At 64.6% G+C, this 25,741-nt stretch carries 27 protein-coding genes and 1 tRNA gene; 18 read left to right on the forward strand and 10 right to left on the reverse strand.

Going from position 1 to position 25,741, the window contains the following annotated elements; all coding sequences use genetic code 11:
* Nucleotides 1–29: 29 nt before the first annotated feature.
* The 3 genes from uvrA to AUC69_RS15635 form a co-directional block, all read right to left on the reverse strand.
* On the reverse strand, nt 30–2,966 hold the full coding sequence (uvrA, locus tag AUC69_RS15625; protein WP_069442979.1) for an excinuclease ABC subunit UvrA: 2,937 nt from the start codon (nt 2,964–2,966) through the stop codon (nt 30–32).
* Nucleotides 2,967–3,127: 161 nt separating this feature from the next.
* On the reverse strand, nt 3,128–3,664 hold the full coding sequence (locus tag AUC69_RS15630) for a C-terminal helicase domain-containing protein (RefSeq protein WP_069442980.1): 537 nt from the start codon (nt 3,662–3,664) through the stop codon (nt 3,128–3,130).
* A complete protein-coding gene (locus AUC69_RS15635) occupies nt 3,661–4,665 on the reverse strand; it encodes an AAA family ATPase (RefSeq protein WP_158008157.1) in 1,005 nt (334 codons plus the stop codon). Before AUC69_RS15635 ends, AUC69_RS15630 begins: the two co-directional genes overlap by 4 nt.
* A gap of 83 nt (nt 4,666–4,748) precedes the next feature.
* Between AUC69_RS15635 and AUC69_RS15640 the strand changes: the two genes are divergently transcribed.
* Nucleotides 4,749–5,309: a DUF2585 domain-containing protein gene (locus AUC69_RS15640; protein ID WP_069442982.1), complete on the forward strand. Its 561-nt coding sequence runs from the start codon at nt 4,749–4,751 to the stop codon at nt 5,307–5,309.
* Between the two features lie 7 nt (nt 5,310–5,316).
* On the opposite strand, the gene AUC69_RS15645 is transcribed toward AUC69_RS15640, so the two are convergent.
* Nucleotides 5,317–5,928, reverse strand: coding sequence for an MAPEG family protein (locus tag AUC69_RS15645; RefSeq protein ID WP_069442983.1), 612 nt, complete (start codon nt 5,926–5,928; stop codon nt 5,317–5,319).
* 280 nt (nt 5,929–6,208) lie between these two features.
* Between AUC69_RS15645 and ssb the strand changes: the two genes are divergently transcribed.
* Nucleotides 6,209–6,802, forward strand: a complete 594-nt coding sequence (gene ssb / locus AUC69_RS16735) for a single-stranded DNA-binding protein (protein WP_244500305.1) — start codon at nt 6,209–6,211, stop codon at nt 6,800–6,802.
* Here ssb and AUC69_RS15655 read toward each other — a convergent pair.
* On the reverse strand, nt 6,771–7,508 hold the full coding sequence (locus tag AUC69_RS15655; protein ID WP_069442985.1) for a PRC-barrel domain-containing protein: 738 nt from the start codon (nt 7,506–7,508) through the stop codon (nt 6,771–6,773). The two genes, ssb and AUC69_RS15655, sit on opposite strands and share 32 nt — an antisense overlap.
* 378 nt (nt 7,509–7,886) lie before the next feature.
* On the opposite strand from AUC69_RS15655, the gene gyrA reads away from it, so the two are divergent.
* Nucleotides 7,887–10,670, forward strand: a complete 2,784-nt coding sequence (gyrA, locus tag AUC69_RS15660) for a DNA gyrase subunit A (protein ID WP_069442986.1) — start codon at nt 7,887–7,889, stop codon at nt 10,668–10,670.
* A 19-nt stretch (nt 10,671–10,689) separates the two neighbouring features.
* On the opposite strand, the gene AUC69_RS17635 is transcribed toward gyrA, so the two are convergent.
* Both AUC69_RS17635 and AUC69_RS17640 read right to left on the reverse strand, forming a co-directional pair.
* The gene (locus AUC69_RS17635) at nt 10,690–11,202 is read right to left on the reverse strand and encodes a Crp/Fnr family transcriptional regulator (protein WP_158008158.1); all 513 of its coding nucleotides are present in this window, start codon (nt 11,200–11,202) and stop codon (nt 10,690–10,692) included.
* On the reverse strand, nt 11,148–11,366 hold the full coding sequence (locus AUC69_RS17640) for a cyclic nucleotide-binding domain-containing protein (protein WP_069442988.1): 219 nt from the start codon (nt 11,364–11,366) through the stop codon (nt 11,148–11,150). Before AUC69_RS17640 ends, AUC69_RS17635 begins: the two co-directional genes overlap by 55 nt.
* A gap of 448 nt (nt 11,367–11,814) precedes the next feature.
* Between AUC69_RS17640 and AUC69_RS15675 the strand changes: the two genes are divergently transcribed.
* The 7 genes from AUC69_RS15675 to tgt all read left to right on the forward strand — a co-directional run bounded on the left by AUC69_RS15675 (nt 11,815) and on the right by tgt (nt 17,071).
* On the forward strand, nt 11,815–12,534 hold the full coding sequence (locus tag AUC69_RS15675) for an OmpW/AlkL family protein (RefSeq protein WP_069442989.1): 720 nt from the start codon (nt 11,815–11,817) through the stop codon (nt 12,532–12,534).
* A 171-nt stretch (nt 12,535–12,705) separates the two neighbouring features.
* Entirely contained in the window at nt 12,706–13,200 is a 495-nt protein-coding gene (gene coaD / locus AUC69_RS15680; RefSeq protein ID WP_069442990.1) for a pantetheine-phosphate adenylyltransferase, read from the forward strand.
* 24 nt (nt 13,201–13,224) lie between these two features.
* Nucleotides 13,225–13,872 (forward strand): peptidylprolyl isomerase, encoded by a 648-nt coding sequence (locus AUC69_RS15685; RefSeq protein ID WP_083239534.1) that lies wholly within the window; start codon nt 13,225–13,227, stop codon nt 13,870–13,872.
* Nucleotides 13,873–13,902: 30 nt separating this feature from the next.
* Complete coding sequence (locus AUC69_RS15690) at nt 13,903–14,364, forward strand: peptidylprolyl isomerase (protein ID WP_069442991.1); 462 nt, start codon at nt 13,903–13,905, stop codon at nt 14,362–14,364.
* 26 nt (nt 14,365–14,390) lie between these two features.
* Entirely contained in the window at nt 14,391–14,846 is a 456-nt protein-coding gene (locus AUC69_RS15695) for a DMT family transporter (RefSeq protein ID WP_069443007.1), read from the forward strand.
* 13 nt (nt 14,847–14,859) lie between these two features.
* Entirely contained in the window at nt 14,860–15,951 is a 1,092-nt protein-coding gene (gene queA / locus AUC69_RS15700) for a tRNA preQ1(34) S-adenosylmethionine ribosyltransferase-isomerase QueA (RefSeq protein WP_069442992.1), read from the forward strand.
* On the forward strand, nt 15,944–17,071 hold the full coding sequence (gene tgt / locus AUC69_RS15705; protein ID WP_069442993.1) for a tRNA guanosine(34) transglycosylase Tgt: 1,128 nt from the start codon (nt 15,944–15,946) through the stop codon (nt 17,069–17,071). Before queA ends, tgt begins: the two co-directional genes overlap by 8 nt.
* A 4-nt stretch (nt 17,072–17,075) precedes the next feature.
* Here tgt and AUC69_RS15710 read toward each other — a convergent pair whose 3' ends face one another.
* Nucleotides 17,076–18,026: a DMT family transporter gene (locus AUC69_RS15710; protein WP_069442994.1), complete on the reverse strand. Its 951-nt coding sequence runs from the start codon at nt 18,024–18,026 to the stop codon at nt 17,076–17,078.
* A gap of 75 nt (nt 18,027–18,101) precedes the next feature.
* Here AUC69_RS15710 and AUC69_RS15715 point away from each other — a divergent pair, with 75 nt between their 5' ends.
* The 3 genes from AUC69_RS15715 to AUC69_RS15720 all read left to right on the forward strand — a co-directional run bounded on the left by AUC69_RS15715 (nt 18,102) and on the right by AUC69_RS15720 (nt 19,479).
* Entirely contained in the window at nt 18,102–18,509 is a 408-nt protein-coding gene (locus AUC69_RS15715; protein ID WP_069442995.1) for a dihydrofolate reductase family protein, read from the forward strand.
* 362 nt (nt 18,510–18,871) lie between these two features.
* Nucleotides 18,872–19,048 (forward strand): hypothetical protein, encoded by a 177-nt coding sequence (locus AUC69_RS17645; RefSeq protein ID WP_158008159.1) that lies wholly within the window; start codon nt 18,872–18,874, stop codon nt 19,046–19,048.
* A gap of 134 nt (nt 19,049–19,182) precedes the next feature.
* Nucleotides 19,183–19,479, forward strand: coding sequence for a hypothetical protein (locus tag AUC69_RS15720; protein ID WP_083239536.1), 297 nt, complete (start codon nt 19,183–19,185; stop codon nt 19,477–19,479).
* Between the two features lie 511 nt (nt 19,480–19,990).
* Here the strand turns inward: AUC69_RS15720 and AUC69_RS15725 are convergent.
* A tRNA-Lys gene (locus tag AUC69_RS15725) sits at nt 19,991–20,066 on the reverse strand.
* Nucleotides 20,067–20,223: 157 nt separating this feature from the next.
* Between AUC69_RS15725 and AUC69_RS18845 the strand changes: the two genes are divergently transcribed.
* From AUC69_RS18845 to AUC69_RS15750, 5 genes are all read left to right on the forward strand, one after another.
* Nucleotides 20,224–20,511 (forward strand): DUF3311 domain-containing protein, encoded by a 288-nt coding sequence (locus tag AUC69_RS18845; RefSeq protein WP_069442996.1) that lies wholly within the window; start codon nt 20,224–20,226, stop codon nt 20,509–20,511.
* Nucleotides 20,508–22,031 (forward strand): monocarboxylate uptake permease MctP, encoded by a 1,524-nt coding sequence (gene mctP, locus AUC69_RS15735; RefSeq protein WP_069442997.1) that lies wholly within the window; start codon nt 20,508–20,510, stop codon nt 22,029–22,031. The genes AUC69_RS18845 and mctP overlap by 4 nt, the downstream gene beginning before the upstream one ends.
* Before the next feature lie 103 nt (nt 22,032–22,134).
* Entirely contained in the window at nt 22,135–22,539 is a 405-nt protein-coding gene (locus AUC69_RS15740) for a hypothetical protein (protein WP_141700855.1), read from the forward strand.
* A gap of 467 nt (nt 22,540–23,006) precedes the next feature.
* Nucleotides 23,007–24,008: a KPN_02809 family neutral zinc metallopeptidase gene (gene ypfJ / locus AUC69_RS15745; RefSeq protein WP_069442999.1), complete on the forward strand. Its 1,002-nt coding sequence runs from the start codon at nt 23,007–23,009 to the stop codon at nt 24,006–24,008.
* A 150-nt stretch (nt 24,009–24,158) separates the two neighbouring features.
* A complete protein-coding gene (locus AUC69_RS15750; RefSeq protein WP_244500306.1) occupies nt 24,159–25,325 on the forward strand; it encodes an amino acid ABC transporter substrate-binding protein in 1,167 nt (388 codons plus the stop codon).
* 21 nt (nt 25,326–25,346) lie between these two features.
* On the opposite strand, the gene AUC69_RS15755 is transcribed toward AUC69_RS15750, so the two are convergent.
* Nucleotides 25,347–25,741, reverse strand: a 395-nt coding sequence (locus tag AUC69_RS15755) for an SPOR domain-containing protein (protein ID WP_083239537.1), incomplete at its 5' end; no start/stop codon positions are given.

Here is a 25,741-nt window from a genome sequence, read left to right on the forward strand (position 1 = left end):
CTCGCCTGAAGCTTACCGGCTTTGCGTCTCTACCTGAAGTAGAAACGCCTACTACTCCGCGGCTTCGACCTTGGCCGGACGGCGCTCGCGGCTTTGCCTTTTGAGCCCGCCCCACCGCGCCGGTCCAGAAGCTGTTTGAGGTACTGCCCGGTATAGCTTTCGGTCACCTGCGCCACCTCTTCCGGCGTGCCGGTGGCGATGACTTCGCCGCCGCCGTCGCCGCCTTCGGGGCCGAGGTCGACGATGTAATCCGCGGTCTTAATCACTTCGAGATTGTGCTCGATGACTACGACCGTGTTGCCCTGATCCACCAGCTCGTGCAGCACCTCTAACAGCTTGGCCACGTCGTGGAAGTGCAAGCCGGTGGTCGGCTCGTCGAGGATATAGAGCGTGCGGCCGGTGGCGCGCTTCGACAGCTCCTTGGACAGCTTGATGCGCTGCGCCTCGCCGCCCGACAGGGTCGTCGCCTGCTGGCCCACATGGATATAGCCGAGGCCGACGCGCTTCAGCGTCTCCAGCTTGTCGCGCACGCTTGGCACGGCCTTGAACAGCTCGGCGCCTTCCTCGACGGTCATGTCGAGCACGTCGGCGATCGACTTGCCCTTGAACTTGATTTCGAGGGTTTCGCGGTCGTAGCGCTTGCCCTTGCACACGTCGCAGGTGACGTAGATGTCCGGCAGGAAATGCATCTCGATCTTGATGACGCCGTCGCCCTGGCAGGCCTCGCAGCGCCCGCCCTTGACGTTGAACGAGAAGCGCCCGGGCTTGTAGCCGCGCGTCTTGGCCTCTGGCAGCTCGGCGAACCATTCGCGGATGGGGGTGAAGGCGCCGGTATAGGTCGCGGGGTTCGAGCGCGGCGTGCGGCCGATCGGCGATTGGTCGATGTCGATGACCTTGTCGAGATGCTCCAGCCCCTCGATCTTCTTGTGCTCGCCGGGGAGCTCGCGCGCATTGTTCAGCTTGCGCGCGACCGCGCGATAGAGCGTCTCGATGAGGAAGGTGGACTTTCCCCCGCCCGATACGCCGGTGACCGCGGTGAACAGCCCAATAGGGATATCGACATTGATGTCCTTGAGATTGTTGGCGCTAGCGCCCTTGACCGAAAGTCTACGGCTCTTTGTCGGTTTCCGCCGCTGCTTCGGCAGCGGGATCTGCTTGAAGCCGGTGAGATATTGCCCGGTGAGGCTGTCCGGATTGGCCATGACCTGCTCAGGGCTTCCTTCGGCCACGACCGCGCCGCCATGGACGCCGGCGCCGGGGCCCATGTCGACCACATAGTCCGCCTCGAGGATGGCTTCCTCGTCATGCTCGACCACGATCACCGAGTTGCCGAGATCGCGCAGGGCTTTCAGGGTCTCCAGCAGCCGCGCATTGTCGCGCTGATGCAGGCCGATGGAGGGCTCGTCCAGCACGTAGAGCACGCCGGTGAGGCCTGAGCCGATCTGCGAGGCGAGCCGGATGCGCTGGCTTTCGCCGCCCGACAAGGTGCCGGCGGCCCGCGCCAGCGTCAGATAGTCGAGACCCACATCGTTGAGGAAGGACAAGCGCTCGCGGATCTCTTTGAGGATGCGCTCGGCGATCTCGTTCTGTTTCTTGGTGAGCTTCGCGGGCAGCGCGCCGAACCATTCATGCGCCTCGCGGATCGACATGTCGGTGACCTCGCCGATATGGAGACCGGCGATCTTCACGGCCAGCGCTTGCGGCTTCAGGCGATAGCCGGTGCAGGCCTCGCAGGGCTGATCGGACTGGTAGCGCTCCAGCTCCTCGCGCACCCAGTTCGATTCGGTCTCGCGCCAGCGCCGCTCGATATTGGTGATGACCCCCTCGAACGGCTTCTCCGTCTGGTAGCGCCGCACGCCGTCGTCATAGGTGAAGGTGACGTCGTCCAAGGAGCCGTAGAGCACGATCTCGCGGAAGTCCTCCGGCAGATCCTTCCACGGCTTGGTCATGGGCTGCTTGTAATGCTTGGCCAGCGCTTCCAGCGTCTGCTGGTAATAGGGCGAGGTGGCCGACGTGCGCGTCCACGGCGCGATGGCCCCGCGCGCGAGAGACAGCGACTCGTCCGGCACCACCAGTTCCGGCTCGAAGAACAGCTCCGTGCCGAGCCCGTCGCATTCGGGACACGCGCCATAAGGGTTGTTGAAGGAGAACAGCCTGGGCTCGATCTCCTCGATGGTGAAGCCCGACACGGGACAGGCGAACTTGGCCGAGAAGATCAGCCGCTCGGGCTGACCCTTGGCCGGCTTGTCGGCGAACTCGGCGAAGGCGATGCCGTCGGAGAGCTGAAGCGCCGTCTCGAGCGAGTCCGCCAGCCGCGAGGCGATGTCGGCGCGCACCACGACCCGGTCCACCACCACGTCGATGTCGTGCTTGAACTTCTTGTCCAGCGCCGGGGCCTCGGCGATCTCGTGGAATTCGTTGTCGATCTTGACCCGCTGGAAGCCCTTCTTCTGGAGCTCGGCCAGCTCTTTGCGGTATTCGCCCTTGCGGCCACGGGCGATGGGGCTGAGCAGATAGAGCCGCGTGCCTTCCGGCTGAGCGAGCACGATGTCCACCATCTGGCTCACGGTCTGGCTCTCGATGGGGAGCCCCGTCGCCGGCGAGTAGGGCACGCCCACCCGCGCGAACAGGAGGCGCATATAGTCGTAGATCTCGGTGACCGTGCCGACCGTGGAGCGCGGGTTCTTCGAGGTGGTCTTCTGCTCGATGGAGATGGCCGGCGACAGGCCCTCGATATGGTCCACGTCCGGCTTCGACATCATGTCGAGGAACTGCCGGGCATAGGAGGACAGGCTCTCCACGTAGCGCCGCTGGCCCTCGGCATAGACCGTGTCGAAGGCGAGCGAGGACTTGCCGGAGCCCGACAGCCCGGTAATCACCACGAGCTGCTCGCGCGGCAAGTCGAGCGAGACATTCTTGAGGTTATGCTCCCGCGCGCCGCGGATGGAGATGTGCTTGGAGGTCATGCTGACAGCAATGTCGGGGGGAACGGGCCGCTTCGCAAGCCTTAGCCGCCAAAGGGTTCACCGGCAAGGGGCGCGGCAAGGGGCGCCAAAAGCGGCGCCAAAAGCGGCGCCAAGGGGAGGCGGCCCCTAGGAGATCAGAGCGAGCTTCTTGAGCCGCGACCTTATGGCGCCGGGCTTGCGCCCCAGCTCCGCGGCGATGGCGCCCACGCTCTCGCCCGCCTGGTGGCGCCGCCGCAAGTCCCGCTCCTCGTCCTCGGTCCACGGCGCATAGGCCTTGCCGTGGCTCTGGCGGAGCGCCGCCACGTCGTAGCTCTTGGCGCCCGCGGCCTCGGTCTGGGTCGCCCCGCACGCCTCCAGAAATGCCGCCTGCGACGGGCAAGCGCATTCGGCCCGAGATCGGCCAGCGCGTCGAGGGCGACGTCGGAGGCGTCGCGGAAGGCGACATCCTTCTCAATGGCCTGCGGGTGGACGTGGAGCGCCTTCTGGTTCAGCCCGAGGAGATGCAGGCCCGCCAGGCTGCGCAGGCGCGACAGGGCCACGTAGCCCTGGCCGTATTCGAACGCGCGGCTGAGATCGATCACCGCGGCGTCGAGCGACATGCCCTGGCTCTTATGCACGGTGATGGCCCAGGCGAGCCGCAGCGGCACTTGGGTGACGGAGGCGCGCTCCGTGCCGTTCTCCTCGATCTTCCAGGTCACCGGCTCGGCGACGATGCGCTTGCCGCCGCGCGTCCTACGACCGGGGAGTCGGTCTCCGCGTCGAACTCCTCCACGATGCCGAGCGTGCCGTTGACATAGCGCCCGGCCGGATCGTTCTTGGTGAACATCACCACGGCGTCCTCCGTGAGCACCAGGCGCTCCGGCGACAGACAGCCGCGCTTCAGCGCGTCGATGGAGAATTGCGGCCCCTTGCCGGTCATGTCGAACGCCCGCGTCCTGCCGCCGAGCTTGGCCAATTGCTGCTGGTTGATCTCGTCCACGGCGGCGTTGTGGGTGAACAGCCGCGTGCGGCTCGCGGGCAGCTGGTCGCGGTCGACCATGCGCGACATCAACAGGTCCCGGTGAAGGCCGACGCAGGCATTGGCGCGGATGGCGTCGAGCACGTCGAGAAAGGGCTGGTCGTCCTGCCGGTGCTGCTCCGACAGATAGCAGACCGTGGGATCGAGATCCCGCCAGGCGGCCGAGGCATGGGCGAACTCCGCGCCGAAATCGTCGTCGCCGTTCGCCAGGTCGAGCATGCCGTCATCGTCACGCGGGCGCCGGACCACGGGCGGCAGTTGAAAGAAGTCGCCAACGAGCACCACCTGCATGCCGCCGAAGGGCGCGTTGGTCGCCCGGATATGGCGGCAGACCATGTCCGCCAAGGTCAGAGACCGCGCCGGCAGCATCGAGATCTCGTCGATGATCAGGACGCTGGTCTTCTCGATGCGGGAGGCGAGCCGTCGATTGGCGGCCAAGACGTCGAGATCGCGCCGCGTCAGCGTATCGCGCACGCCGATGCCGCTCCAGGCATGGATGGTCGTGCCGTGGCCGTGCGTCGCGGCGATGCCGGTCGAGGCGGTATAGGCGACATCGACGCCCGACCGCGCCAGCTCCCGGAGATAGCGGTTGACCGTGTGGGTCTTGCCACTGCCGGGCTGGCCGGTGAGGAAGATGCTGGCGCCGGTCTTGAGCAGCGCCAGCGCCTCGTCTTGAGTCATGCCGTCTCCAATTCCGCGCGGATAAGGTCCGCCATCCAGCATAACCGATGGCGGCACCGCGAATCTCAGGCATAGAGTGGCACATGACCATGACCCGCACCCAGCTTGCCATCGTCGCCGGCATCATTTTGATCGCCGGCGCGCTGCTTTACGCCATGGGCCACCCGCTGATTTGCAAATGCGGATATGTGAAGCTCTGGCATTTCGACGTGGTGAGCGCCGAGAACTCCCAGCATCTGTTCGACTGGTACACGCCCTCGCACATCATCCACGGGTTTCTGTTCTACGCGGTGCTGTGGCTGGCCGCGCCGCGCCTGTCCTTCGGCCAGCGGCTGATCCTGGCGGTTCTGGTCGAGGCGGGCTGGGAGGTGATCGAGAACACCGACTTCGTCATCAACAAATACCGGGAGGCGACCGTCTCCCTCGACTATTACGGCGATAGCGTCATCAATTCGGTGAGCGACATTCTCTTCATGGTGCTCGGATTCTATCTCGCCGCCTGGTGGCCGGTCTGGCTCACCGTGATCGTCGCCATCGCGCTCGAGGTCTTCGTCGGCGTCATGATCCGCGACGGCCTCACACTCAACGTCATCATGTTGGTGTGGCCGCTCGACTCCATCCTGCAATGGCAGCAGGGCAGGTGAGGGTAGCTTAGAGCGGCACGCGGATGCCGAAGATCATCATCAGCATGAGCCAGGCGAAGGCGGCCACTGTCGGATAGAAGGTGAGGCCGAAGCCGAAGGCGCGCAGATACGGGTTCTTGTGATAGCCGACCCAGAACAGGATGCGGCCGATCACGAACAGCGCCGTGAGGATCGGCAGCGTGCGCGCTTCCGACAGCGGGCAATACATGGCGAGGCCCGCATTGGCGATAAAGAATGCGGTGAACTGCTCGAACGTGTTGAGAATGAACCGCGTGTTGATGTCGAGCGCCGAGTTCGGCTTGGCCACGCGCCCAACCCACATATTCGGGTCGAGCCGTTGCGCGGCCACGATGCAGATGCCGAGAACGCCGGGCACGAGGGCGAAGACGGCGTCCTTGATGACCAGCGCCAGGCGGTCGGCGATGCCCCAGGCTTCCGGGGTCCAGTCCCAAACGAGTTTGCCGATCGCGAAAAAGGCAGCGGCGAAGATCCAGTTCCCCACCAGCACGGCGATGAAGGGCCATTGCCGGGAGGTGAAGCCGAGATATTTGCTACGCGGGTCGCGCCGCTTGGGCTTCCGGCGCCCTGTTGTCTGCCGCTGCTCGACGGACCGCTGCATATTTTCCTTTATCCCGCTCTTTCAGGCGAACAGCCCGGCTTGTGCCGGACGCGCTGCCAAGACCAAACCCCATTCTGCTCTAGCCATAGGGCTCGTGCTCCGAAACCTCAAGAGGGCGTCATGGTAGACGCGGAAGAACAAAACAGGTACATAGCTGCGATGGGTCCTGACCTGTGGACAGGACCGGTGTCATCTGGATGCCGCCTGGATGCCATGGGCGTCCGGGGGCTAGAGTGCCCGCGAGGGCATACGTGCCGCACAACTGCGGGGAGGTCGAAATATGGCCGGATCGGTCAACAAAGTCATTCTCATCGGCAATCTCGGAGCCGATCCTGAAATCCGCCACACCCAAGATGGCCGGCCCATCGTCAATCTGCGGGTCGCCACCAGCGACAGCTGGCGCGACAAGGCGACGGGCGAGCGGCGCGAGCGCACGGAGTGGCATCGCGTCGTGATCTTCAACGAGGGCCTGGCCAAGATCGCCGAGCAATATCTGAAGAAGGGCTCGAAGGTTTATCTGGAAGGCCAACTGCAGACCCGCAAATGGGAGGACCAGCAGGGCCAGGAGCGCTACTCCACGGAGGTCGTGCTCCAAGGCTTCAATTCCTCTCTCACCATGCTCGACGGCCGCCGGGGACGGCGAGGGCGCGGGCAGCAGCGGCGGCGATTTTGGGCGGTCGAAGCCCCTTGCGAGCGGCGGGGGCGGCGGCAGCTACAACAAAGAGCTTCGACTACGAGATCCGTTCTAGCCAGGCATCGCCGGCAGCCACGCGAGAAGCCCGGCCGGCCGTCAGGCAGAACCGGGCGTCCCGTGCGCGTGGCACCGAGTTGGACACGTCAGCTTAGTACGTGTCGTGCTCGGACTTCTCCTTGACCGTTTCGTCCCCGGTCACCTCGCCGACCGTGAGCTCTTGCTCGCTGAGGCGCTGATAATCGGGGGCCGACGCCAGCATCTCGCTGGTCAGGTTGGCCATCACCTTGACGTTGCGGTCGTCGTCGCGGGCGAATTTGAGGCTGTCGAACGGAACGGCCACGTCCTTCTCGCCGAGGCCGAGAAAGCCGCCGACGCCGACCAGCACGGCGACAACCTTGCCGTTCTCGTCGGTGACGAGATCGTTGATGTCGCCGATCGGCTCATTCTTCGCGTTCAGCACCGCCTTGCCGATCAGATTGCTGGCGAGCCAATCGTCAGGCGCCTGACGCACCAGAAACCGGGTGCCGTCCGCATTGGCGGCCGTCATGCCATGCGGCGCGACCTCGGGCGCCTTGGCGGCATCGTGCGAGGGGACCGCATGATCGGGGGCAATCGACTGCGGGGCCTCCGTTGCCTTCATCGCCGGCGCGCCGTTAGACGGTGCGGCCTGCGGCGACATCTGCGACGACTGGTCCGGGATCGCCGTGCCCGGCTCGTCCACCTGGTCTGTCGGCACGGCCTCAGACGGCATGGCCGGTTGCTGCATGGCAGGCGTATCTTGCGTCTCGGCGGCCGGCATGTCGGTCTCGGCCAGAGCGGTCTGAGTCATGGCCGGGGTGAGGCCCAAGAACAGGCCGACGGCCGTACAGGTCAAAAGATGTTTCATGGTTTTCGCTCCTTGTGGTTGCGATCCAAATGGCGCGTCACACGCCGTAAATTTTGGGAGGCGGGTCTTTTCGCCGCCTTTCCGCACACAACGTCCCGGCCGACTCGATGTTCCGCGCGAAGCGCCCAAGAAGGCTTTCGCGGGAGCGTCAATCCGCCCATCTCGGCGCCCGTCACAATGCGGTATAAGTTGTTGATCTATTGAAGAAAAACAAACGGGACTAACCCCCCATGATTGGTTGCGAAAGGGGGGTAAAATCAGCTATAGAAAACCGACTCTACCAGCGCGTTCGATCTCACGTGGGAGGCCTTCCGTCCCTCTCGCGCTGAACCGTTTTTGCCGGGGTTTGACGACCTCTTACTAAGGCTTTCACCTTCATTGGCTGACGAAGATAATACCGAGGTCGAGGGCCCATCTCCCTCTGACATTAGACCGATCTCGCTCATCGACGAGATGAAGCGGTCCTATCTCGATTACGCCATGAGCGTGATCGTGTCCCGTGCGCTGCCGGATGTGCGCGACGGGCTGAAACCCGTGCATCGCCGCATCCTGTTTTCGATGCGCGAGAACAACTACACGCCGGATCGCCCGTACAACAAATCGGCGCGCGTTACCGGCGACACCATGGGTAAGTACCATCCGCACGGCAACCAGGCGATCTACGACGCGCTGGTGCGCTTGGCGCAGGACTTCTCGATGCGCCTGCCGCTCATCGACGGGCAGGGGAACTTCGGCTCCGTCGACGGCGATCCGCCGGCGGCCGAACGCTACACCGAGGTGCGTCTGGCCAAGCCCGCCATGGCGCTCCTCGACGATCTCGAGAACGACACGGTCGACTTCCAGCCGAACTATGACGGCCGCGAGAAAGAGCCGGTCGTGCTGCCGGCCAAGTTTCCCAATCTGCTCGTCAACGGCGCCGGCGGCATCGCCGTCGGCATGGCCACCAACATCCCGCCGCATAATCTCGGTGAGGTGGTCGACGCCTGCATCGCCTATCTCGACAATCCAGCCATCGACATCGCCGAGCTGAACGAGCTCATTCCCGGTCCCGACTTCCCGACCGGCGGTCTGATCCTCGGCCGCACGGGCATCCGCTCCGCCTATCACAAGGGCCGCGGCTCGGTGCTCATGCGCGGCCGCGTGCACAACGAGACCGTGCGCAAGGAGCGCGAGGCGCTCGTCATCACCGAAATTCCCTATCAGGTGAACAAGGCCTCGATGGTCGAGAAGATCGCCGAGCTGGTGCGCGAGAAGAAGATCGAGGGCATCGCCGACATTCGCGACGAGTCGGACCGCGAGGGCATGCGCGTGGTGATCGAGCTGAAGCGCGACGCCATGGCCGACGTGGTGCTGAACCAGCTTTACCGCTTCTCGCCGCTGCAGAGCACGTTCGGCTGCAACATGGTGGCGCTGAACGGCGGCCGGCCGGAGCTCATGAACCTCAAGGACATGATCCGCGCCTTCACCGATTTCCGCGAGGAGGTGGTCGGCCGCAGGCTGAAATTCCTTCTGCGCAAGGCCCGCGACCGCGCCCATGTCCTAGTCGGCCTGGCCATCGCCGTGGCCAATATCGACGAGGTGATCGCGCTGATCCGCAAAGCGCCCGACCCGGCCACGGCGCGCGAGCAATTGATGTCGCGCGACTGGCCGGCGCGCGACGTGGTCGCCTTGGTCGAGCTCATCGCCGACCCGCGCCACAAGGTATCGCCGCAAGGCACCTACCGTCTATCCGAGGAACAGGCGCGCGCCATTCTCGAATTGCGCCTGCAACGCCTGACCGCACTCGGCCGCGACGAGATCGGCGACGAGCTCAAGACCCTGGGCGACCAGATCGCCGAATATCTCGAGATCCTGCGCAGCCGCGCCCGCATCGTCGGCATCGTCACCGACGAGCTCACCGCGCTGAAGGCGGAATTCGGGACGCCGCGGCGCACCGAGATTCTGGAGATGGTGGGCGAGGTCGAGGACGAGGACCTCATCCAGCGCGAGGACATGGTCGTCACCGTGTCCCACAAGGGCTACATCAAGCGCGTGCCGTTGTCGGCCTATCGGGCGCAACGGCGCGGCGGCAAGGGCCGCGCCGGCATGGCGACGCGCGACGAGGATTTCGTCACCCGCATCTTCATCGCCAATACTCATACGCCCGTGCTGTTCTTCTCCTCGCGCGGCATGGCCTACAAGATGAAGGTGTGGCGCTTGCCGTTGGCCGCGCCGCAGGCCCGCGGCAAAGCCATGGTCAATCTCCTGCCGCTCGGCAAGGACGAAACCATCACCACAATTCTGCCGCTGCCCGAGGACGAGACGTCCTGGGGCAAGCTCGACGTGATGTTCGCCACCAATTACGGCAGCGTCCGGCGCAACAAGCTCTCGGACTTCGTCGAGGTGCGTCTGAACGGCAAGATCGCCATGAAGCTCGCCGAAGGCGACCGCATCATCGGCGTGCAGGTGTGCAACGAGCAGCATGACGTCTTGCTCACCTCGCGCGACGGCCAGGCGATCCGCTTCCCGGTCGAGGATGTGCGCGTGTTCAAGGGTCGCGAGTCGTCGGGCGTCCGCGGCATCAAGCTCGGCAAGGGCGACGAGGTCATCTCCATGGCCATCCTCACCCATGTGGAGGTGGAGGCCTCCGAGCGCGCGGCTTATGTGCGTCAGGCCAATATCGTGCGCCGGGGCGGCACCGACATCGAGCCCGATATCGAGCCGGAGACCGAAGGCGAAGAATCCGTCGTCCTCACCCCTGAGCGCTATGCCGAGCTCGGGGCCCATGAAGAATTCGTGCTCACGGTATCGGAGAACGGCTACGGCAAGCGCTCCTCCGCCTACGAGTATCGGGTGTCGGGACGCGGCGGCAAGGGCATCATCGGCATGGTGGTCAATCGGCGCAACGGCAAGCTGATTGCGTCCTTCCCCACCGACGACAGCGATCAGATCATGCTGGTCACCGACCGCGGCCAGCTCATCCGCATCCCCGTCGACGGCATCAGCATCGTCGGCCGCTCCACCCAAGGCGTGCGCGTGTTCGACACGGGCGAGGGCGAGCGCGTGGTCTCCGTCGAGCATATCCCGGACGAGAGCGGCAGCGGCGCCGAGGTGGAAGTCGACGAGACAGCTCCCGACGACGGTCCCGCTGATTACGATGACGGCGGAGCCGCACCGGAATAGTCCTCGAATGGGAAGGGTGCTAGGCGCGCCCGGGGGACGCGTTGCCTGAGGACGCGTTCCCGTAGAGTGCCATGAGCGACTGCGCGGCCGGCGTGAGCGCGGTCAGCGCTTCGAAATCGCGCACGAGAGCCCGATGCCGCTCGGGATGGCTGAGCAGGCCGGTCGCCCGCAAGCGCGACATGGTCCGCGACAGGGTATCGGCATTCAGCCCGAGATAATCGGCCATATCGGTGCGCCTCAGCGGCATTTCGAACTCGACACCGCCGCATGGCGCCTTGATCCCGATGCGCAAGGCCAACTCCAGCAAGAAGGTGGCGACGCGCTGCCGGCAGTCGAAGCGGCCGACCGCCGCCATGTGGATCGCCTGGCGGGCCGTTTGCTTGGCCACCGCATCGTCGACATAGCGGGCGATTTCGGGATCCTCGGCCGCGAGCCCCGTGAAGGTGCTCCAGCGCACGCGCAGCACCTCGCCGGGGCTCACCGCCGAAAGATGGGCGGCGGCGTGCGGCGGCGCGAAGCCGGAACGCAGCACGTCGCGGGATAGAGAAGGCCGACAACCTGGCGCAGGTCGTCGGGCAGGGTGACATCGACCATGAGGACGCCCGAGCGCACGAAGTAAAGTGCCTCGCTGCCGTCGAGGGTCAGGGAGATGGTCTGCCCCCGGCGGGTGCGCACGGTGGCGGCCTGGGTGGTCACGGCAGCCGGAATCGCCGCCGGGACATGTGGGCCTCTGTCCGAGGGGGCCGCACCTGCCAAGCGGATTGGACCCCGAGTCTTCAAGCTGGATGTCATCGCCAAGGGCTTTCCCCCGCAGCGGACGAAAAGCCGCCATCGCAAAGACAAGCTGTCCGTCGGAGGGCCGATTCGCGCCTTGATTTCGATCAACCCGGGATTTCGATCAACCCGGGAATGGGCCGCGACACCGTGTCTTGGTCACCACGTCGCCGCCCAACGGTTTGACCCAGATCAATAAAAACCGTTGCGTTGACGCAACAGTCCTCCGCGGATGCACCTCAGCCTGATCTCGGTCAGCCTACCCAGTCGATCCGCGCTGGAGTGGTACGCCCCATCGGCACAACACTAGCGCAGAACAAATTTGCGCAAGGCCGCGACGGGCCGCGCTCGGCGATGGGGGACATCAGACATGAACAAATTTGCCACAGGGACGTTGGCGGCGCTTGCCTTGGCGGCAGGCATCGCGGGGGCGTCATTGCCCGCGGCGGCCGGTGACGATCATGGGAACTTCATGGTTCGGGCGCTCGTGACCGGGGTCAATCCCGACACCGACGCTTCGGTCTTTGCCGGCGGCACGCGCATTCCAGGCGCCAACGCCGACGTCAGCGACGAGATCATCCCGGCGCTGACCCTCAGCTACTTCTTCACCGACAACTGGGCGGTCGAGCTGTTCTGCTGCTTCGCCAAGCACGATATCGACGGTACGGGGTCCATCGCCGGCCTCGGCGAGATCGCCGACACCTGGATCTTCCCGCCGGCTCTGACGGCGCAATATCACTTCACCGGCATGGGCGCGTGGAAGCCCTATGTTGGCGCGGGCGTGCAGTACATCGCCTTCTTCGACGAGGGCACCGGCCAGAACCGGCTCGGCGCCTCGAGCGTCAGCATCGACGACGCCTTCGGCTTCACCCTGCAGGCGGGCCTCGACTACTCCCTCGGCAATGGCTGGTACGCCAACCTCGACGTGAAGAAGACCTGGCTCGACACGGAAATCTCATGGAACGGTACTGGCGTGCACGCCGATGCGGACCTCGATCCGTGGATCTTCTCCGCCGGTGTCGGCTACCGCTTCAATCTAAGCGACATCTTCGGACATGGCGCGAAAACCGCCTCAATACCGATGAAGTAATAAACTAAGTTGGGGTGGGAGAGGGCTCGGCTTTGCCGGGCCCTTTTTCTATGCGCCTGCGCCTGTGCCCTTGCCGATTGAGGCGCCGCGCGGCTAGAAGGGGCTCTACGCGCTAGGGCCCCGGATCCATCCTGGAGACGCAAATGGCCGGCGCATTGGGAGTGTGGCGGCATGCGCGTTGGCCTTTATCCCGGCAGCTTCGACCCCGTCACCCTCGGGCATGTGGATATCGTGCGCCGGGCGGCCCATCTCGTCGACCGCCTAGTCATCGCCGTGGGCGCGCACCACGACAAGCATCCGCTTTTCACGGTGCGGGAGCGCGTGAAACTCGCTCAAGAGGTGCTGGAGCCGGTCGCCAAAGAACTCGGACTTGCCCTCGAGGTTACCACCTATGACAGCCTGACCGTGGATGCGGCCAGGAGCGCCAAGGCCGCCGTCGTCATTCGCGGGCTCCGCGATGCCGGCGACTTCGATTACGAGATGCAGATGGCCGGAATGAACGGGGCTCTTGCGCCGGAGATCGAGACGGTGTTTCTGGCTTCGTCGCCGGGCACCCGTCACATCGCGGCGAGCCTCGTCCGTCAGATCGCCGCAATGGGTGGCGATGTTTCGACCTTCGTGCCGCCCCGCGTCGCGGCGGCTCTCAAGCAGAAATTCACCGCATAAGTATCCAAAACTCGAGGAAACCCCATGACCATCAGGGCTATCGTACTATTTAGTGCGGCTTTGCTGTTCGGCGCCGTGAGCGCGCAAGCTCCAGCGGCCGCGGCCAATCTCGGCGATCCGTCGTCGCTGAACGAGAAGGCGCCCGCCGTTTACAAGGCGAAGTTCGACACCTCCAAGGGCATCTTCGTCATCGAGGTGCATCGCGATTGGTCCCCCAACGGCGCCGACCGCTTCTACAATCTGGTGAAGAACGGCTATTACAACGATGTCCGCTTCTTCCGCGTCATCGACGGCTTCATGGTGCAGTTCGGCATCAGCGGCAATCCGGACCTCTCCGCCGTGTGGCGCGAGGCGCGCATTCCCGACGACAAGGTGAAAGAGAGCAATCAGCGCGGCTATGTGAGCTTCGCCACCGCCGGGCCTGGCACGCGCACCACGCAAGTCTTCATCAATTTCGGCGACAACGCCGGCCTCGACGGGCAGGGCTTCTCGCCCTTCGGCCAAGTGGTATCGGGCATGGACGTGGTCGATGCGCTCTATAACGGCTATGGCGAAGGCGCCCCGCGCGGCCGCGGGCCCGACCAGGGCCGCATGCAGATGGAAGGCAACGCCTATCTCATGACCGACTTTCCCAAGCTCGACTACGTCAAGAAGGCCACCATCGAGCAATAACCACCGGATAACGCGAAAAGGAGGCCATTTATGGCAACCCCCGAAGACACCCTCATTCTGGAGACGAGCAAGGGCAACGTCGTGGTCGAGCTGCGGCCCGACCTCGCGCCCAATCACGTGGCCCGCATCAAGGAGTTGGCGCGTCAGGGGTTCTACGACGGCGTGCCGTTCCATCGCGTGATTGAGGGCTTCATGGCCCAAACCGGCGACCCGACCGGCACGGGCACCGGCGGCTCGGGCCAGAAGCTCGCCGCCGAGTTCAATGCCGAGCCGCATACGCGCGGCGCCGTGTCCATGGCCCGGGCGCAGTCGCCGGATTCCGCCGACAGCCAGTTCTTCATCGTGTTCGACGACGCGAGCTTCCTCGACCGCAAATACACGGTGTGGGGCCGGGTGATCGAAGGTATGGAGAATGTCGATCAGATCAATCGCGGCGAGCCGCCGGCGAGCCCCGACAAGATCCTGTCGGCGAAGATCGCCGCCGACGCATAAGGCAGACGATGCAAAGGGGAACGCCCATGTGGTTGCCGGGACTTCTGTTCACGGTGGTTGCGCTTGTCGCCGGCGGCATGATCGCCTTGCAAGCCCCCATCAATGCCGAAGCCGCCTCACGCCTTGGGCATCCCATCTCCGCCGCCACCATGTCGTTCTGCGTGGGCACGATCGCCTTGATCGCGCTCACACTGCTGTTCGCCCGGGGCAGCACCAATCTCGGCGCGCTTCAGACCATGCCGCTCTACATGCTGCTTGGCGGCGGTCTGCTCGGGGTGGTCTATGTCACGGTCAACCTCATGCTGGCGCCCAAAATCGGCGTGGCGGCGATCATGGCGCTCGGCATCGCCGGTCAGCTGTTTACCGCGCTGTTGCTCGACCGGTTCGGCATGTTCGAGCTGATGGAGCGCGAGCTGAGCCTTGGCCGGCTGAGTGGTGCGGTGCTGGTGCTGGTCGGCGCGCTCATGGTGCGGCTGCTCTAGCCCCGATCTCCCATTGCGCACCGAGCTCTTCGATTTTGATCTGCCCGAGTCGCTGATCGCGCTGCGGCCTGCGAGCCCGCGCGATGCCGCGCGGCTCCTCGTGGTCGATCCCCATGGGACCGAACAACTGGCTGACAGGATGATGACCGATCTGCCGGGGCTGATCGCGCCGGGCGATGCGCTCGTGTTCAACGATACCCGGGTGATCCCGGCGGCGCTCAAGGGAACCCGCACGCGCGGCGACGCCATGGCGCAAGTGTCGGTCAATTTGACGGAGCGTCTGGATGACTCTCGCTGGCTCGCCTTGGCGCGGCCGGCCAAGCGGCTGGAGCCGGGCGACCGCATCCAGTTCGGCGATAGCCACAATGTCTGTGCGCTCGGGAGCCTCGATGCCACGGTGGCGGCGCGGGGGCCGGACGGGGAGGTGACGCTCGCCTTCGATCTCAGCGGCGCGGCGCTGCACGACGCCATCGAGACCATGGGCGCCATGCCGTTACCGCCTTACATTGCCGCACGGCGCGCGGCGGACGACCGAGACCGCAGCGACTACCAGACGACTTCGCGCGCGAGGAGGGCGCCGTGGCCGCGCCCACCGCGGGGCTGCCACTTCACCGCGTCCTTGATGCAGGCGCTCGAGGGCCGGGGCGTCACCTGTCACTTCGTGACACTGCATGTGGGCCCGGGCACGTTCCTACCGGTGCGTGCCGAAGACACCGAAGCGCACAAGATGCATGCGGAGCACGGCGTCGTCAGCACCCAAGTAGCGCTGGCTCTGAATGCCATCAAGGCCCGCGGCAACAGGATCGTCGCCGTCGGCACCACCTCGCTGCGCCTGCTGGAAAGCGCCGCCGATGAGTTCGGAACCCTGAAGCCCTTCTCGGGCGAGACGGACATCTTCATAACGCCCGGCTATCGCTTCCGCTTCGTCGATCGCTTGTTGACCAATTTCCATCTGCCGCGCTCTACCTTGTTCATGCTTGTCGCCGCCTTCTCGGGACTGGACACCATGAAGCGGGCTTATGCCCACGCCGTCGCGGAACGCTATCGCTTTTATTCCTATGGCGATGCCTGTCTGCTCGACCGCGCGAGGCACGCGGATGACTGAGCTATTTTCTTTCGAACTCAAAAGGCAGGACAAGGCGGCTCGCACCGGCGTCATCACCACGCCACGGGGGCAGATCCGGACGCCGGCCTTCATGCCGGTGGGCACCGGCGCCACGGTGAAGGCCATGTTCCCGGAGGATGTGGCCGCCACCGGCGCCGACATCATTCTCGGCAACACCTATCATTTGATGCTGCGTCCCGGGGCAGAGCGTGTCGCCAAGCTCGGCGGGCTGCACAGATTTATGCATTGGGAGAAGCCGATCCTCACCGATAGCGGCGGCTATCAGGTGATGTCGCTCGCCAAGCTGCGCCGTATCACCGAGGAAGGGGTCACCTTCCAGTCCCATATCGACGGCGCCACCATCCATCTCACGCCGGAACGCGCCATCGAAGTGCAATGCCTGCTCGGCGCCGACATCCAGATGGTGCTCGACGAATGCACGCCGTTTCCGGCCACGCGCGAGGAGGCGAAGCGCTCGCTCGATCTGTCCATGCGCTGGGCCGAGCGGTCCAAGGCGGCGTTCGCAAGGCTGGGTGCGCCAGGTCAGGCCTTGTTCGGCATCGTCCAGGGCAGCACCTATCCGGACTTACGCGAGCAATCCGCCCGCGCGCTGATGGAGATCGGCTTTCCCGGTTATGCCGTCGGCGGCCTTGCCGTGGGCGAGGGGCAGCAATCCATGCTCGACATGGTCGAGGTGACGACGGCGGTTCTGCCCGAGGACCGGCCGCGCTACCTCATGGGCGTCGGCACGCCGGAGGATCTCTTGGGCGCCATTGCCCGCGGCATCGACATGTTCGACTGCGTGATGCCGACCCGGTCGGGACGCCACTGTCAGGCCTTTACATGGTCCGGGCGCCTCAATCTCCGCAACGCGCGCCATGCCGAGGACACGCGCCCGCTCGACGCCGAGAGCCAATGCCCCGCCGCGCAATATAGCCGCGCCTATCTGCATCATCTGGTGAAGTCCGGCGAGACGCTCGGCGCCATGCTGCTGAGCTACGCCAATGTGCAGTTCTACCAGGAGCTCATGGCGCGCTCCCGCGAGGCGATCGCCCAAGGCCGCTTCGCCGCCTTCGCCGAGGATGTGCTGCGCCGCTACCAGAGCGGCGGCGAGGACTGACCGCCTATTGCGGGTCGACCTCGGACGCGGGGCCCCCTTTGACCGCCAATCGGCGCTCGCGTGCAAACAGATAGAGCCCGGCCAGGATCACGATGGCGCCGCCGGCCAGCGTCCACCATGTGGGGACGTCGCCGAACACCAAGAAGCCGGCAAACGACATCCAGATGAGCCCGAGATAGATATAGGGCGCCAGCACGGGCGCCGGCGCATGCCGGTGCGCGAGGATCAGCAGCCAATGGCCGAGCCCGCCCCAAAAGCCGAGCGAGGCGAACAACAACCACAGGAACCAGCTGTCCGGTGACTCCCAGGCGGCGAGGCCGAAGGGCGTCATCACCAGCACGCCGACGAGCGGCGTATAGGTCTGCGTCACCGACGCCGGATCGAAAGGGGCGAGGTAGCGGGTGGCGATGTTGTACAGCGCGTAGCCGAACGTCGCCCCGAGGGTCAGCAGCATGGCCCAATGGATCGTGCCGATCCCCGGATGCATGACCACCAGCACGCCGACAAAGCCGGCGATAATGGCCAGCACACGATGCCAGCCGACCCATTCGCCGAGCAGCGGTCCGGCCAAGGCCGCGACCAGGAGCGGCGTGAGGAAGAAGATGGTGATGTTCTGATCGAGCTGCAGATATTTGAGCGCGATGAAGTTGAGGCCCGTGGTCAGGATCATGAAGCAGGAGCGGACGATTTGGATGACCGGCTTTGCCGAGCGCAGCGATGGCCGCAGGGCCAACGGCCACAGCACCACCGCGCTGAAGACCACGTGGCCGGCAAAGCGGAGCCACACCACTTGCGCCACCGGCACCGCATGCGCGGTGGTCAGATATTTCGCCGTGGCGTCGAGGCCGGCGAAGCACACCGTGGCGAGCGCCATCAGGCCGATCGCCACGAGTCTCTGGCGCGCATCGAGGCGGCTGGCGTCGAGACGGTCGTCGGAGGCGGGGTGGGGAGTCATTCGCCTATGTGCACCAATGTTTGCCTCGGCGCCATCCGCCGATAAAAGGAAGAGCCGCAGTTAGAGGAGAACAGCGTGGCTGACATTCGCGCCATGTGCGCCATTGGCCTTAGCGGGCAACTCGGCTTGAACGGCCGGCTTCCCTGGGAAGGGAACAAGGAGCGCGAGTTTGTCGCCGACGTCGCCCGATTCTTCGAGGTGACACGCGGTCACGTCATCATCGCCGGGCCGGCCACCATCGGCTCCATTCCGGCCTTCGCCTACGAGGACCGCACCATTTGCGAGATCCGCTCGACCCATCACCCGGAGGAGGTGTTGGGCTGGTTTCCGGACCGGGTGGTCTATGTGGGCGGCGGTCCGCCGGTCTGGGACGTTTACGCCCCCTATATCCGCCACTGGGACATCAACCGGCTCCCTTATGACGGGGAGGCCGATCGCTGGTTTGATCCGGCCTGGCTCGTGGCCTCCGAGAACGGCGGCTAAGGCTCGCGTGCAAAAGCCTGCCCCTTGGCGGAAATACAAGGCGTGCGGGTAAACTTCACGCGAACAGTACCGGAATCGCCGCATTTCGCGTATATCGCACCTGCGAAAAGGTGTTTCGCCTTGAAACAGTGAAGGCTAACATTTGCGGAAAGCAGGGCCGGGGGCTGGGCACCGTCCGGATTGCCGCCGATAAAGCAAAATTTTCACTCAAACTTTTTAGAATGCCCTGTGCCGACGGCTCGTAAGGAGATCGCCATAGCTGCCGCCGAACAAGAGTTCACTGCGGAACAGGTCGGCTGGCGCTTTGCGCTTGGCACCGTGATCCTGGTCGGGGCCTATGCGCCTGGCCCCTCATTCCCTTCGTGGTGTCCGCCGATATCGATCCCGGCCTCAAGGCGGGGCTGTCGGGACTGTTGGGCGCGACGCCCTTTCTCTCGAAATTCATCGCCCTCGCCGTGATGGGGCGCCCTGCCTATTATTTCCTGAAGCGCACCGTCTACGACCGCATCCGCGGCAAGGTTCAGCGCGAAAGCGCCTGAGGCACGCACTCGCGGCCGTCTCTCTCTCGCAAATTGGGCGCGGGTGCCACCGTGCCGCCTTAGTTCGTCATTTGAGCCCTACTTCGGAACCTCCTCCGATCGCTCGCGTTTTTGAGCGTGAAAGGAGCAACTCAATGCTGAAATCTATTCTCGTTGCGGCAGGTCTTTCGCTCGCCGCTGTCTCCGTCGCCGGCGCGGTCACGCCGGTTGCCAAGCCTGGTGCAGCGACGTCGGACCTGGTGCAGGTCAAGAAGCACTGGAAGGACGACGACTGGCGCTGGAAAAGGAAGAAGCACTGGCGCGGCGACAACCATTACGGCCATCATTATCGCCATCATCCCCCGCGCGGCTGGAACCGCTACGACCGCAGGCCGTGGGGCTGGCAGAGGCGCGGCTGCGTCGTTGTCGGTCCGGTCTGGTACTGCCCGTAAGACGGGCGCCAGAGTGATCTGACTAAATAGGGCTGGCGCCTCGAGCGCCGGCCCTTGTCGTTTCGGGGACATTTCGCTTCAGGAAGCGGACAACGAAAAACCCCGGCCGGGTAAACCCGACCGGGGTTGGCATTTGCCGGAGAGATAGAACTTAAAGGGCTATCTCGTCGTCAATCTAGCCGAGCTTGAGCGGCTCCATAACGACGGCCTTCTCGTGGTGGCCGAAGCAGCCGCCAAGACCGATGGTTGCCGAGATAATGATGGCGCAAGCAATAAACAGACGCATTGGTTGGTCCCCCGTTTCTTTCTGTCGATTCTGTCAAAGACTATATCGGCCTTTGCGGAGAAAAGCTGTGACTTCTAGGCCACGGTTTGACCCAAAAAAGAACAGGGGCTGAAGCGCCGTGCCCCCTGCCGAATCCCTGTTTTTGGCGCTTGAGAGCCCGAAGCGAGGCCGCCATGCCGGCGGGGGCGACCGTCGCTTGAAGAACGCAAAGACGTTGAGTTTGAATGGTGAGCCCGTCGGGATTCGAACCCGAGACCCTCTGATTAAAAGTCAGATGCTCTACCGGCTGAGCTACAGGCTCTTGGGGCGACCATATGGGCCGCTACGGCGGCAGGTCAACAACACAAGGGCGCTCGTGCCCGACTGTCGCGGCCCAGGGCGGCAAATCCCCATCGCGATTCCCGACCGCTTTCAGTAAGGTCGCGCCCGATCCGGGGAACGGGACGGGGGGATCATCCATGGCCGGCAAAGACACGAAGCGGGGGCTGGTGCGCCATTGGCCGCGCTTTCTGCTCATCATTCCCTTCCTGCTCGTCGTTTGGGTGCCGTTCTACAATCGCATCCACCCGACGCTCGGCGACATTCCCTTCTTCTATTGGTACCAGCTCGCCGCGATTCTGATCGGCGCCGGCGTGGCGATCACCGTCTACCTGCTGGAAGAGTGGATCACGCCGACGACTGAGCAAGGTTCCTCGGACCCCGATGACGGAATCGATGCGTCGGGCACGCCGGGAGACATCCTTTGACCTTCAATCTCACGGCCGCCGGCGTCTTCGTGGCGCTGTTCGGTCTCGTTACCTGGCTCGGCTTCGTCGCCGCGCGCTGGCGGAAGGCCGACCTCAACCAACTCCACGAATGGGGCCTCGGCGGTCGCCGCTTCGGCACGGTGGTGACCTGGTTCTTGCTCGGCGGCGATCTCTACACGGCTTACACCTTCATCGCCGTACCGGCGCTGGTCTATGGGGCCGGCGCCATGGGCTTCTTCGCCGTGCCCTATACGATTCTGATCTATCCCATCCTGTTTCTGATCTTTCCGCGGCTGTGGAAGATCGCCCATGAGAAGGGCCATGTGACCGCCGCCGATTACGTGCGCGACCGGTTCGACAGCCGGTATCTCGCGCTCGCCGTGGCGCTGACCGGCATTCTGGCGACCATGCCGTATATCGCGCTCCAGCTCGTCGGCATGGAAGTGGTCATCGGCGCGCTCGGGTTCCCGGCCGGCGGCTTCACCGGGCATATCCCGCTCATCATCGCTTTCATTATCCTGGCTGCCTTCACCTACACGAGCGGCTTGCGGGCACCGGCGCTAATCGCCGTGGTGAAAGACATGCTCATCTTCGTCACCATCTTCGCCGCCATCGTCATCATTCCGGCGAAGCTCGGCGGCTACAGCGCGATCTTCGCCAGCGTGCCGCAGGAGAAGCTGCTCCTCGCGCCACCGTCTGGCGGGAGCCTCGGCAGTTACAGCGCTTATATTACGCTGGCGCTCGGCTCAGCCCTCGCGCTGTTCCTCTATCCGCACTCGATGACCGGCATCTTGAGCGCGTCCAGCGGCAAGGTGATCCGGCGCAATGCCGCGGCACTGTCGGCCTATTCCTTCGTGCTCGGGCTGATCGCGCTGCTCGGCTACATGGCCATCGCCGCCGGCGTCGATAAGAACCCGCTTTACGCGGCCGGCTTCGCCCAGCATGGCGCCAACTTCGCCGTGCCGGCGCTGTTCTTGGATTCGTTTTCCTCGTGGTTCGTGGGCGTGGCCTTCGCGGCGATCGCCATCGGCGCGCTGGTGCCGGCGGCGATCATGTCGATCGCCTGCGCCAATCTCTTCACGCGCAATCTTTACAAAGAATTTTGGAAGCCGGACTGCACCGACGCCGAAGAGGCGCGCATGGCGAAGATCGTGTCGCTCGTCGTCAAGGTCGGCGCGGTGGTGTTCATTCTCGCGATCCCGCAAGCTTACGCCATTCAGCTGCAATTGCTCGGCGGCATCTGGATCATCCAGCTCTTGCCGCCGATCCTGCTCGGCCTGTTCACGCGGTCCTTCAACGCCCATGCGCTGCTGTTGGGCTGGGCCGCAGGCACCGCCATCGGCACCTATATGGCGGCGTCACGCGGCTTCGTGTCCTCGGTCTATCCGCTCGAGATCTTCGGGGTCACGGTGCCGGGCTATGCCGCGCTTTATTCCGTTCTGGTGAACTTCCTGGTGGCTGCGGCGTTGAGCCCGGTGATCAACCGCCTATCGCGGCGCGGGGTGCCGCCGCTGCGCTAACCTGGGATCAGCCGACTTGCTTGATCATCTCGACCGCACGGCGATTCACCGATAAGTTGTTCATATCGCGCCGATCTCCACGCGCGAGAGGGAGGGACCCAACATGGCTAGTCATAACCAGGGAAGCCGGACATTTCTCGCCATTGTCCTTGGCGGCATTGTGATCGCTTTCGTGATCGCGGCCTACATTATGCACGGCGGCAGCGAAAGTGAGACGAGCGTCGAGATGGGCGAACCACCGGCCGCGACGCCGGCTGCCGAGCAGCCGGAAGCTGCGGCGCCAGAGGCCGAGGCGCCCGTACAGGCGGACGCGCCGCCCGAGGAGATGCCGACGCAAGACGTCACGCCGCCCGACGAGATGTCGGACGAACCCATGCCGGGAGACGCCATGATGGACGACACGGCGCCACCGGACGAGACGACCGACGAGGCGCCCGACGAGATCATGCCGGACGACAATCCGGAAGAGTCGGTGCCAGAGGAGCCGGCTCCCGCGCCGAACCCGTAGGCGCCAAGATTGAGACGGGGCGGCCCGGCCTCGACCGAGAACAGGGCCGCCTCGATTTGCCTTGGAGTGAAGAGAGAGCGGGCGCGCCGGCCGGTGAACCTGGCCAAACGGTAAGCATTGGCGGGTGCGTTTGGACAAAAAAGAAGAGCCCCGGCGCGGGGAGTGCCAGGGCTCGTACGCAATACACAGAACGCACTACCTACCCAGACCGAACATAACTGGGCATAGGAAGAATGCCTGGGGCCTATGGCAGTTCTGTGACGATTCCTTGTCAGTATCTTTAATAGCAACAAGGATTTGCGGGCCCGTTCTCACCCTCTTGGCGAAAAATGGCGGTGTAGCGGGACGGCGTCTTGCGGAAGGCCGCGGCGCGGATTGTCCTGGGGCTTGCCATGAGCCAGGAGCCTTGTGCGCCCGCGTGCCCCATGCACAATGCTCGAGAGTTTCGTACGGCGTGAGGATTTGAGATGCGGTGGCGCGGCCAAAGAGAAAGCCAGAATGTCGAGGACCGGCGCGGTCAGCGCCGGGGTTTCGGGTTCCCGTTCCCGGGCGGCGGAGGCGGCATGCGCTTTCCGAGCGGCGGCGGGTCCTCGGGCCGGGGTGGCGGTATCGGCATTGTCGGCCTGCTGATCATCCTCGGCCTCATGCTGTTCTTCGGTCTCGATCCCTCCGTGCTCATGCAAGGCGGTCAACCGAGCGGTGGCAGCGGTGGCGCTGGCTTCCCCGACATTCGCTTGCCGCAGCAACGGCCCGATACGACCAACGTTCCGCGCCCGTGCCGGACGGGCGGGGCGCCGACCTACAGCGGCCCGGCAACGGCGAGCGCTGACGAGCTCAAGAGCTTTGTCTCGGTCGTGCTCGCCACCACCGAGGACGCCTGGACACAAACTTTCCGGCGCTACGGTCAGCGCTATCGCGAGCCGACCCTCGTCTTGTTCGACGGCTATGTGCGCTCGGCTTGCGGCACGGGCATGTCGGCCATGGGGCCGTTCTACTGTCCCGGCGATGAGAAGGTCTATATCGACCTCGATTTCTATCGGGAGCTGAGAAATCGCTTCCGCGCGCCGGGCGACTTCGCGCAAGCCTATGTCGTGGCGCATGAGGTCGGCCATCACGTGCAGAAGCTGCTCGGCATCGCCGACAAGGTTGAAGCCCTGCGTCGCCAAGTGAGCACCAAGCAGGCCAACGCCATTCAGGTCCGCATGGAATTGCAGGCCGATTGCTTCGCCGGTGTGTGGGCGCATCAGATGCAGGCCGACAAGGGACTCATCGAGCCTGGCGATATCGACGAGGCGTTGGGTGCGGCGAGCGCCATCGGTGACGATCGCATCCAGAAGCAGACGCAAGGTTATGTGGTGCCGGACTCCTTCACCCACGGCTCCTCGACCCAGCGTGTCCGCTGGTTCCGCCGCGGCTACGAGGACGGCAATCTCCAGGCCTGCGACACCTTCAACACGGACAAACTCTGACATCCTCGACGCGGACAGACGGTTTGCAATTAATGCGCCGTCACCAATTCGCGCGTATCCTGTGTACACACGAGGATTCGAATGCGGCGGGGGCCTTACGTGTCGCCTCTTAAAGGGCTGTTGGCAGGACTCGGTTTAGTCCTGCCCTTGTTGAGCGCTGGATTCGCGCACGGCGCCGATGAGGCCATCACGCTGGGCGCCACCCTTTCGCTGACTGGAAAATTTGCGCTGAATGGCGCGCACACCAAGAATGGCTACGATCTCGCCGTGACCCGGATCAACAATCGGGGCGGCAAGATCGGCGGCAAGCCCTACCGGCTCCATATCCGCTATTACGACGATGAATCCTCGCCCGCGCGCGGGACCAAGCTCGTCGAGCGGCTGATCCAGCAAGACGGCGTGAAATTTCTTCTCGGGCCGTATAGCTCAGGCCTGACCCAAGCCATTCTGCCGATCATCGAGCGCCACAAGATCCCGATGATCGAAGCCAACGGCGCCGCGCGGGAGCTCTTCACCAAGGGCAACCGCTATCTCTTCGCCGTGCTGTCGACCTCTGATCAGTATCTGACACCGGTCATCGACCTCGTCGCCGAGAATGCCGGCAAGCTCGGCAAGAAACCACAAGAGCTCACGCTTGCCATTGCCACCGAGGACGATCCTTTCGCGCAGGATGTGCGCGCCGGCCTGCTTGCCGAGGCGGCGGACCGGGGCCTCAACTGCGTGCTCGACGACCGGTTGCCGTCTGCGCTCGACGACATGTCGGTGACTCTCGACAAGGTGAAGGCGCTCAAGCCCGACATTCTCTTCGTCTCCGGTCATGAGAAAGGCGCGCTCACCGCCGTCACTCAGATCGAGGCGTTACGTGTCGACGTCCCGGTGATCGCACTCACCCATTGCGACTCCGCGCAACTCGCCGAGAAGCGGCCCACGGAGTCTCAGCATGTCTTCTGCGCCCAACAATGGCACCGCTCGCTCAAGCACAAGGGCAAGCTGTTTGGCTCGGCGGAGGACTTCGCCACACTGTTCGAGCAGGTCTATAGCTATGAAGCGCCGTATCAGGCGGCCCAGTCCGCCGCCGCGGTCTATGTCTTTGCCGACGCCTTCGCCCGCGCGCAGACCCTGGATCCCGAGAAGGTCCGCGACGCCATCGCCGCAACGGATCTCGCGAGCTTTTACGGCCCGATCAAGTTCGACGCGACTGGCAAGAACGTCGCCAAGGCGATGGTGCTGACCCAGATTGTCGACGGCGCGTATGTGGTGGTCGCGCCCGACAAGGCGGCGACCGGCGAGGCGGTCATTCCCCGTCCGCACCATTGAGTCGTCGCCGGGGCTTGATGGCTAGAGCGCGTCACCCGCATAGACCGTCGCCGCGCAGGGCCGGTCCGCTTTTTTGAACAGGCTGCAGGCGCCTTCGGCGTCCTGGGCGTTGGCGAAGGGGCCGGCGATCAGCCGCCACTTCTTGTCCGGGGCTAGGATGCGGCGCGGCTGCAGCCCGGCCACGAGGGCGGCGTGATTGGTCAGGAACTCCCGCCACAACGGCCGCAGCTCATCGCGTTTGCCCACGGTGCCGATCTCGATGCCATAGCGGGTTGAGCCGTCATTGGCGGCGGGCGGCAGGGTCACGGATCGAAGCGGCGATCTCGACGTTCTCGGCCGGGGCAGGGGGCTCAGGCGCGGCATCGGCCGGCGCGCTGCTTGCGGGCTCCGGCTCGGGTTCCGGTTCCGGCGCATCG

This window comes from Methyloceanibacter superfactus, assembly GCF_001723305.1.
Classification (GTDB): domain Bacteria; phylum Pseudomonadota; class Alphaproteobacteria; order Rhizobiales; family Methyloligellaceae; genus Methyloceanibacter; species Methyloceanibacter superfactus.